Annotated in this window: 7 protein-coding genes and 1 other annotated feature; of the genes, 5 read left to right on the top strand and 2 right to left on the bottom strand. The window is 35.3% G+C overall.

Annotated features, from left to right (window positions below; genetic code table 11):
- The first annotated feature begins 218 nt into the window (after positions 1-218).
- On the top strand, positions 219-2,444 hold the full coding sequence (locus FD33_RS05095; RefSeq protein ID WP_235806954.1) for a hypothetical protein: 2,226 nt from the start codon (positions 219-221) through the stop codon (positions 2,442-2,444).
- Positions 2,445-2,602: 158 nt separating this feature from the next.
- On the opposite strand, the gene FD33_RS05100 is transcribed toward FD33_RS05095, so the two are convergent.
- Positions 2,603-3,301 (bottom strand): Bax inhibitor-1 family protein, encoded by a 699-nt coding sequence (locus FD33_RS05100; protein WP_025086049.1) that lies wholly within the window; start codon positions 3,299-3,301, stop codon positions 2,603-2,605.
- A gap of 378 nt (positions 3,302-3,679) precedes the next feature.
- Between FD33_RS05100 and FD33_RS05105 the strand changes: the two genes are divergently transcribed.
- From FD33_RS05105 to FD33_RS05120, 4 genes are all read left to right on the top strand, one after another.
- A complete protein-coding gene (locus FD33_RS05105) occupies positions 3,680-5,878 on the top strand; it encodes an alpha-galactosidase (protein ID WP_056955817.1) in 2,199 nt (732 codons plus the stop codon).
- A gap of 295 nt (positions 5,879-6,173) precedes the next feature.
- Positions 6,174-6,626 carry a LytTR family DNA-binding domain-containing protein gene (locus FD33_RS05110; protein ID WP_025086051.1) on the top strand — a complete coding sequence of 151 codons (453 nt, stop codon included), beginning with the start codon at positions 6,174-6,176 and terminating at the stop codon, positions 6,624-6,626.
- A gap of 2 nt (positions 6,627-6,628) precedes the next feature.
- Entirely contained in the window at positions 6,629-7,378 is a 750-nt protein-coding gene (locus tag FD33_RS05115; protein ID WP_025086052.1) for a LiaF transmembrane domain-containing protein, read from the top strand.
- Between the two features lie 177 nt (positions 7,379-7,555).
- Positions 7,556-8,350 carry an N-formylglutamate amidohydrolase gene (locus FD33_RS05120; RefSeq protein ID WP_025086053.1) on the top strand — a complete coding sequence of 265 codons (795 nt, stop codon included), beginning with the start codon at positions 7,556-7,558 and terminating at the stop codon, positions 8,348-8,350.
- Between the two features lie 42 nt (positions 8,351-8,392).
- Here FD33_RS05120 and asnA read toward each other — a convergent pair whose 3' ends face one another.
- Complete coding sequence (gene asnA, locus FD33_RS05125) at positions 8,393-9,400, bottom strand: aspartate--ammonia ligase (RefSeq protein WP_025086054.1); 1,008 nt, start codon at positions 9,398-9,400, stop codon at positions 8,393-8,395.
- Between the two features lie 78 nt (positions 9,401-9,478).
- Positions 9,479-9,729, bottom strand: a binding site (T-box leader).
- Positions 9,730-9,893 lie beyond the last annotated feature (164 nt).

Raw genomic sequence — 9,893 nt, forward strand, 5'->3', positions numbered from 1 at the left:
AGTCTTCTTTGGTGACTTGTCCGAAAAATTCGATTAATTGTTGCAATCTACCATATGAAAACGTATAAATGGAAAATTTATAGTTTAAATATATTTTCATTAGATATAACATTGGATTATTAGGCAAATTTATAAAAAAAATAATAGCTATGGAATTTATTTTCTATGTGATGGAAACAAAGGTAAGTATGAGGAAGAACTTTTTTAAAATTTTATTCTTGATAGTTTCATTGGGTTTGGCTATCAGAGGCGGCGAAATAGTAGTTCAGGCTGGTACATCGCAACAAGATGCTATGCAGGAGGCACGAGATGGCTTAGCTATGGCTCCAGATAATCTTGGATTGAATGAGACACAGTTTTCGTATGGTGATTTTTCAGGTTTTGGTAGTAGTGCTAGAAATAGTGCTATTTTGCAAAACTCTTCGATGCATTCTACTGGAACGTCTTATGATCCATTGATGGCGATTAGAATGACTAATTACATCAATCAAGAAGGTGCTATTTGGTCTAATGTTGATAATGGAAATTACGTTAATATCAATAATAAGCAGACTTTATCATGTTGGTTATATTTTGGACCATCACAACACATTCATAGTGGCGATTCGTTTGGTGATGGAATGGCTTTTGTACTACAAAATCCAGCTAATGGTATTTCATCATTTTCCCACAATGGTACAACTATTGGGACAGGTGAAACCTTAGGAGTTTGGGGTATGGATACTGACAAATCGATTGACTCAATTCAAAAGATTGCTGATACGGCTATTCAAGATAGTTGGGCTCTGGAGTTTGATACGAATGCTAATAAATCGAAAGTTTCTAATGATGATTTTGATGATGAGAGTGATATTACAGGACAACACATTGCTTATGGTTATCCAGGCGATGCTAGTACATATGTTAAACACTCAGCAGATTTTATTGGTTCAAGTAACTACTATTCTATGAACCATTCTGGTGTTCGAAATATTACAACATTGCATGATGGCAATTGGCATCATTTAACAGTTTCTTGGGATCCAACTACGTTTAGAATTACTTATAAGTATAATGATAAAAATTTGGATGGATCCAAGAGTGATACACCGCTAATATCAACTAGTGATCCAGTTCATGCGACTGAATTTGGTGGAAAGAGTGCCATGACTAATAAGCTGCAATGGGGGTTCACGGCTACTAGTGGTTCAGCTTATGAGCCTAATTTGATTGCGTTGGAATCTATTCCTTCATCTGTTGAAGGGACAGTTACTTCAGATATCACTGATAATACTCAAAATAGAACTTTTTCTGAGACTGATACTAATCGAAATGTTAATTCGGGTGATAGTTTGAGCTTTAATTACCATCTACGTTTTGATAGTGGAGAAAATAAGTGGTTGAATGATGTGGCACAAATTACTTTTCCAAGCAATGTTACTTTTAAGAATGGTGACGCTAATCAAGTACTAGGTTATGTAACTTATAATGATGGTAGTGATGCTAAGGCTGAACCAATTTATGCTAGTGAAATTGATCAAGATACTGGTAGACTTAAACACAGTATAGCTAAGGATCTATATGTCAGTTCTGATGGAACTTATCGACCTTCTGAGGCTACGATTACGGTAAATGGAGTGGCTAATGACGTTACTAGTACTACTAAAGTTGATTCTGTTAGTGCCCATTTTGATAGTGATAATTTAATTACAGATACTGATACACCTGATTTTACTATCAAAAAGGCTAAGGCTATCGGTTTAACCTTGGATCAAAGTAATCTAACAGTTGATAATAGTCATGACGCAAATATTACTGGAACGGTTTCATATGTTGATGGCAGTACTGTTAACAATTCTGATATCACGGTTCATGAAAATTTGAATGGTAAAGACTTAGCTACTTCCAAATTAGACAGTAGTGCTGCCAGTGGTAAATTGAATTTGAATATTCCATCCGCTGATTTAACCCAAACGACTAATACTTTAAAAGTTTATGTTGAAGATGCTGATGGAAATGTTTCAACTACATCGACGGTGGTTATTACGAAAAAGGGGAGTTTGTCATTAAAAGTTGACGACTATTCTTTTGGGACTATTAATCAGGCTACAGCATCAATGCTGATTCCTAGAAAAGGTGACTGGAACATCGTTGTAAATGATGGTCGAGAAAATGGAACAACAAATCCTTGGCATCTATCAGCCACTACTTCTGGCTTATACAATGGTGACACAGCTTTTAATGGCAATTTAGTTTTCAAAAACTCTAGTGGCTCAGAACAATCATTAACAGGTTCAACGGGTGTTAATATTGCTAACGGTTATAAGAGTGCTGACGGGAATCAAGTTACTAATGTTGGAAAATCTTGGAATGATTCAGATGGTATTTTATTGAAGACGACGGGATTTAATTCAGCTGGACAATATACTGGAAAAATGAATTGGGTTCTTTCAGAATCGATTTAAAACAAAAAAAGACTCGAAAACATAGCATATGAGGGCTGACGTTTTCGGGTCTTTTCTTTGAAATGATGATATTACTAGCTTATTAAGCTATATGCAAATAATTTGATTCAAGTGGAAATAAAAAACGTAAAACTAGATGATAGTTTTACGCTTTTTATTTAGTTATTATTTCCAAAAATTTGAATGATACTCAAGAACAAGTTAATGAAATCAAGTACCAAGTTAACTGATGCAAGTAATGCAATAGCACCAAGGCTCTCTGATGTAGCATTGTTTTGATAAATACGTTTGATATTTTGAGAATCAAAAGCAATGTAGAACAAGAAGAGGATGATGATAATTCCACTAACGAGCATCATTAAGGCTGTACTCTTGAAAATGAAAAGATTAATTGCTTCAACCACGATGATTGAAATAAGACCAATCATTAAAGTACGGCTCCACTTAGTCAAATCTTTCTTGGTAACGAAACCAATAAAAGCTGAAACAACGAAGATAGCCGATGTAACGGTTAACGTTTGAATGATACTCTTAGCTGAATACATGTAGAAAATTGGAACACCAATAAATGATAGTGTGAACAAGAATCCTAAGTAAGTTAAAAAGGTTAAGAAATAAGATTTTGTTGCGAAACGACTACATAAACTGATGAATCCCATCGGAACACCGATCATTAGAATTAATGAAATAATACGGTGATTTGCCATACCTTGGAACAGGGCCATGGATAAAGCAGTGTTCTTAGCGATTGCTTGAGCACAAATCATCCAAAAAGCAATTCCCAAGCCAGTGTATAAGTAAACTAGGGATGTGAATCTAGCCAAACCAGTGGCTTTTACTTTGTCTATACTTTGCATAGTTTCCTCCTTAAAGACTCTATAATTATTGTACAATAGCATAACATTTATTGATATTAGTAGTAAATATTATGGAATTATTATTTTGATTCTTATTAAGAAGTATGCCATCCTCCACAGAAAAACCGATTGGCTGGAACGATGTGGACATAGATTTGAGCTAATTGAAATTCGCAATTATCTCAAATACTAGTCTTCTACTAGGTGATAAATCACCAAGTAGAATTTCACATCTGAGCCATCGGTTTTTCTGTTCCGGATTAGATTTATTTTTTATCTATTTTCAATGCTTTAATGGGTTACTTTGCAATAAACATTGGTTTAGTATCTAAGACAGTGGTGGAATAAAGACTGTTAAAAGTAGAAGGGAAACTGACAATGGCAATTCTAATAAATGACGATAAGAAATTATTTACACTTCAGACTCGAAATAGCACCTATCAAATGAAGGTGGGCGAATTTGGTTATCTTTATCATCTTTATTATGGAAAGAGAATTGATCATCAAGATCTTTCATATTTGCTATATGATGGGCCTTCTCACTTTACGCCTTATCCGTATGAATCAAAGAATCGAGTTGGTTCCTTAACATTGATGCCGCAAGAATTTCCAACTGTTGGAACAGGAGATTTAGGTAGTGTGGCTTTGGATGTTGAGAATGCTGACGGTACGCGAATTATTGATTTAAAGTACAAAGGCTACGAAGTTTTAGCTGGTAAATACAGTTTGACCGAGTTACCTTCGTTTTATTCTCATAATAATGATGCACAAACGTTAAAAATTACATTGGTAGATGTTATCTCCGATATTGAAGTTGAACTCTACTATGGAGTATTCGAAGATAAGGATGTTATCACACGAGCTGTGGTAATCAGTAATCTTAGTGAAAATGCAATCCAGCTAAAAAAGACTCAATCCCTATCACTCGATCTTATCTCAGGTCAGTATGACTTAATCCATTTTCACGGTCGTTGGGCAGATGAACGTAATTTTGAACGTGTCTCTTTGACTCATAATGTAACGACCTTTGGATCGGACTATGGAATATCAAGTGCTAAAGAAAATCCTGGTTTTATTCTTTTAAATAAAGATACGACTGAAGAAACTGGCGATTGTTACGGATTTAATCTAGTTTATAGTGGTAATTTTCAAGCAACAGCTGAATTGGGTACTTTGGAACAGAGTCGTGTTACTTTGGGACTCGGTGATAATGAATTCTCATGGCAGTTGGATCCAGGAGCAATGTTTGAGGTTCCTGAAGCGGTTATGAGTTTTTCTAGTACGGGATTGACGCAACTATCACATAACTTTCATGATGCGATACGAGAAAATCTTTGCCGTAGTAAATATATCAACGGTCCACGCCCAGTTTTGATCAACAATTGGGAAGCAACTTATTTTGATTTTACTGGTAAAAAATTATTAGAGATTGCGACTGCAGCCAAGGATATCGGTGCAGACCTCTTTGTTATGGATGATGGATGGTTCGGGAAGCGTTCGGATGACAATAGTTCTTTGGGAGATTGGTTTGTAAATGAACAAAAATTAGGTTGCTCGTTGAATGAATTGGTTACGAAGATCAATGCCCTAGGAATGGAATTTGGAATCTGGTTTGAACCGGAAATGGTTAATGAAGATAGTGAACTCTACAATGCTCATCCCGACTGGGTTTTGAATTTTCCACACCGCAGACCACTATTGAGTAGAGGGCAGATGGTTTTGGATATGTCGAAAGAAGCGGTTCAAAATTATCTTTTCGATCGGATATCTGACGTTCTAGATAGTGCTAATGTTAGTTATATTAAGTGGGACATGAATCGCCCAATCACTGAATGGTACTCTAAAGATTTGACTGATAGTCGTCAGGGAGAACTACAACATCGCTATGTATTGGGACTTTATAAGTTGTTGGGTCGATTAACTCGGAGATATCCAGATGTTTTGTTTGAAGGTTGCTCTAGTGGTGGAGCTCGATTTGATCTGGGGATGTTAGCGTATGAACCTCAGATTTGGACTTCGGATAATACAGATGCTATCAATCGCTTAAAGATTCAATATGGTACTAGTTTCTTCTATCCTATATCGACGATGGGGTCACATGTTTCGGCTAGTCCTAATCATCAGAATGGACGAGTAACGCCATTTGAAACTCGAGCCAATGTAGCAATGGCGGGAACATTTGGCTATGAGTTGGATGTTACCAAGATGAGTGATGCGGATAAAAAACAGGCTAAAGCTTATACTGATTTCTACAAAAGGGTTCAAGAAATGACCTTCGAAGGTGATTATTATCATCTAGTCAGTCCTTTTGATCGTGATAATGATGCTGTGGCTTGGCAAATTGTTGCTAAAGATCAATCGAAAAGTTTGGTTACGATTGTGGCAACGGATGTAGTTGGTAATCCTCCGTTCGTCTATATTAAATTACGTGGTTTGAAGTCTAATGCTAAATACAAAATCAAAGATAATATTTACAGTGGTGATGCTTTAATGAATGCTGGATTGAAATTGATGCAACCAAAGGGTAATTACCCTTCAGAACAAATTTATATTGAAGAAGCTTCCAATTCTAAATGAGTTGGAAGTTAGGTTCTGCCGTCCTCCACAACAAGAAAATTTGGCTGAAACGCCATGGGTCGACTTGGAGCTAACTATTCCGCACTAAATCCGTAATCATTATAAAATTTAAATAATAAATAGGAACGGCCTCTATTAAGAGATTCAAGTAAAAGATATATCTTGAATGATTAATGGAGGCTGTTCTTTTAGTTTAAGATAACCACTTAGGTACGAATTTAAACCACATAAACCAATAGTGTGTACATCAGAATAGGGATGTGGTGTAATACATTTAACGAAAGGGTTGTTCGATGTGAAAATAAAAGTAGATATTTCGCCACAATACTTGGAAAAAGAAATTGTGATTCGTGCGAATAAAAATGATGATGAAGTTCAAGAAATTTTACATAACATCAAAGAAGTTGAAACTAGATTTCACAGTCTCAATGGTTATTTGGACGATACTATCTATTCACTGCAACTCAGAGAAATTTTATTTTTTGAGACTAACGATCGAGATGTCTACGCGCACACTAAAGACAATGCCTTTTTAATTCATTATCGGTTATACGAATTGGAACAGAATTTGCCGGATAATTTTTTGCGGATATCTAAGTCAGCTATTTTGAATGTTAATGAAATTCTCTCGTTAACGCGTTCGGTAACTGGTAATGTTGTTCAATTTCGTGATTCTTACAAGCAAATTTACGTTTCAAGGCGATTTTTAAAGAGTTTGAAGATCAAATTGAATCAAAGGAAGGTTTAATTATGAAAAATAGAAATGGAATCTTTTGGGGCTTATTCTTATTATTAAGTGCCGCCATTCTAGTTGTCAGTCAATTGCATCTAATTACATACACGTTCAGTTTTTGGACAATCATAGCAACGATATTTTTAGCAGCAGTTTTAATTAAGAGTTTAGTGTACTTTTCAATTTCAGGAACGGTCTTTTCCTTAGCGTTCTTGGGAATCCTGTATGCGAAGCCTTTAGGAATTACGGCGATTGTTCCTTGGACAATATTGGGAGCTGCCTTGTTAATAACAATTGGTTTATCAATGATTTTGAATCCATTATTGAATAGACATCGTCCCTGGATGAGATACAGAAAAGCCTTTACTAGAGGTCATCGTGGTCCTTTTTTTAGCTATGAGTATAAATCCGGGCCTGATATGAAAACAATCGATAAGCCAGATGTCGATGTTTATGTCAAAATGGGTAACAGCGTTAGATATGTGAAGTCGGATGATTTTAAGACAGCTAATATTGATGTGAATATGGGCGAAGCTAAAGTTTATTTTGATCATGTGACTGTTAAGGATACGGCGATTATTAATGTTAATGTTTCTTTAGGTGGAGCTGAATTATACATTCCTAGTAATTGGAATATTATCAAGGGCGTAAATAACAATATGGGAAACATCACGGAAGATGGTGTTCGCAACGTTGATGAAGATAGTCCAGATGTTACAATTTCAGGATTAGTTTCCTTAGGTAATTTAAAAATTAGTTATATTTAAAAATAGAGTCGCAATTATGCGGCTCTATTTTTGTGAAACGACGAAATATTAAAATAGGAGAGCAAAGTTGATGTTCTATTTTAGCAAAATGGCAAAATATTAAAATAGAAAAGCAAAAGTAAGTTTCTATTTTATAAAAATGGTAGTCTAATAAAATAAAGAAGAGGGGGAGAACTGATGGAGAACTTCACAGTCTACAATGAAGAAATTGATGAATTACCGATAGTTATTGATTTACCACATAGTGGGACGCAAATCCCCGCTGATATTCAAAAAAAGATTATTCCAGATCGACTTTTGCCTAATGTTGATTGGTTTTTATCTGATTTATATGACTTTCTACCACAAAGTGGATTTACTACTTTACAAAATAATGTGCATAGCTATATGGCAGATCCAAATCGAGACCTTACTATGATTGATCAAAATGGTGATTATCGTTACGAAGCAGTTTATAGTAAAACGACTTTCGGCAAGGATATCTATCAAGATCCGTTAACACCAGATCAAATATCTCAACGAATCGAAACTTTTTACAAGCCATATCATCAACAATTGAAAAAATTAATTGATCATAAATTGGGGAAGTTTGAAAAGGTATATTTATTCGATTTCCACAGTTTTGCGGAATATCCACATGAAGACGTTAAAACAGATGATGTTGTCTTGGGTAATCGGTTTGATACGACCTCTGATATTAAATTACGTCAATTTATGACGGAACAATTCAATCAAAAAGGTTATTCAGTTTCCAATAACCATCCGTTCACAGGTGGTTATATCACGCCACATTACGGTCAGAATCCGCGTGTAGAGTCGATGCAAATTGAGTTGGCCTATCATATGTATATTGAAAATCGTTACTTTGGTGAAGAAGAACTGTCCGGAGTTGATGTGGGTACATTCACAACAGCTAAGAATAGTTTGCAAAATATTTTTATGGAATTGCTTAATTATATTTTATCCAAATAAAAAGCTCGTACTCTGTTCAAAAGCAGAATACGAGCTTTATTTTTATAGTAGGTGAATATTATTTTCGTCACATTTCTTACGTAAGTCTTCAGGCCAAACTGCAGCTTGAACTTCACCAACGTGAGCTTTACCAAGTAACAACATGCAAAGACGGGATTGTCCGATACCACCACCGATTGTGTATGGTAATTCGCCCTTCAATAAGGCTTGATGGAATGGTAATTTAGCACGATCTTCAGCGTGAGCCATCTTTAATTGTTCCTTCATTGATTCTTCAGAAACACGGATACCCATACTTGAAATTTCAAGGGCATGTTGTAAAGGTTCATACCAGAAAAGAATGTCACCATTTAATTTCCAGTCATCATAATCAGGAGCACGGCCATCATGACGTTTGCCACTCTTCATAGGTCCACCGATTTGCATTAAGAAGACACAACCGAGTTCTTTACAGATGGCATCTTCACGTTCCTTAGGAGTTTTGTCAGGCCAACGGTCTTCTAGTTCTTGAGTTGTAACAAAGTGAATTTCGTCAGGTAGGTGATGAACTGCTTTAGGGAACTTATACCAAACTTCGTGTTCCATATGTTTGATAACTTTGAAAATTTGTTTAACCGTACTTTCCAAAGTTTCAGTTGTACGTTCATCTTTAGCGATGATTTTTTCCCAATCCCATTGATCAACATAGATTGAATGAATGTTATCGAGGTCTTCATCTTTTCTGATAGCATTCATGTTAGTGTAAATACCTTCATGCATGTCGAAGTGGTAACGTTTCAAAGCTAGACGTTTCCATTTTGCTAGAGAGTGAACAATTTCGATAGTTTCACCGGGAATACCTTTCATCGTAAAGGAAACAGGTGATTCGACACCATTAAGGTTATCGTTCAAACCAGTACCTTTTTCGACCATCATTGGTGCGGATAAACGGGATAAGTTTAATTCTTTACCGAATTCATCTTGAAAAGTTTCACGAATATATTGAATCGCTTTTTGAGTTTCTTTAACAGATAGTTTTGGATCGTAATCCTTAGGTATAATTAAGTCCATTTTGAGTCCTCCAATTGATTGATAGTTCCATTTATGCAAAATAAAAAAGTCTTTCATCCTAGTTATTAAATTAATAATAACTGGGACGAAAGACTTTTCGCGGTACCACCCAAGTTGCCTATATAAAAATAGACCACCTCAATAAGAGCACAAACATGCTCCACCGATGGTAACGTACCGGTTAACGTCTGTACTTACTTTGACATAGTCATTTCGGCCAGAAACATAAGAAAGTGTTATTCAGTAATTCCATTTACTAATTGGGTTCTCACCATTCCCAATTCACTGTCAGTGTGGAAAAACTTACTCTTCTTTCTTGTCGTTTTTTATCTTGTGACACTTATATTAGCATTAAATTTGAAAATGTAAAATAAAAATTTGATAAAAACTAATTTTAGAGAGACTAATTAGAATTACTCTAATGTAGAGAAATTGTAAAAACGGCGAATTTTATAATCAAGTTAGCCACTTTAGAAAAATGACAAAATAAAAA

Source organism: Companilactobacillus paralimentarius DSM 13238 = JCM 10415 (assembly GCF_001434985.1).
GTDB classification, from domain to species: Bacteria; Bacillota; Bacilli; order Lactobacillales; family Lactobacillaceae; genus Companilactobacillus; species Companilactobacillus paralimentarius.

What these genes read in the sequence shown, in the direction of transcription:
- FD33_RS05105 (WP_056955817.1), top strand. Translation starts at nt 3,680, where the DNA reads ATGGCAATTCTAATAAATGACGATAAGAAATTATTTACACTTCAGACT.
- FD33_RS05115 (WP_025086052.1), top strand. Translation starts at nt 6,629, where the DNA reads ATGAAAAATAGAAATGGAATCTTTTGGGGCTTATTCTTATTATTAAGT.
- FD33_RS05100 (WP_025086049.1), bottom strand. Translation starts at nt 3,301, where the DNA reads ATGCAAAGTATAGACAAAGTAAAAGCCACTGGTTTGGCTAGATTCACA.
- asnA (WP_025086054.1), bottom strand. Translation starts at nt 9,400, where the DNA reads ATGGACTTAATTATACCTAAGGATTACGATCCAAAACTATCTGTTAAA.
- FD33_RS05120 (WP_025086053.1), top strand. Translation starts at nt 7,556, where the DNA reads ATGGAGAACTTCACAGTCTACAATGAAGAAATTGATGAATTACCGATA.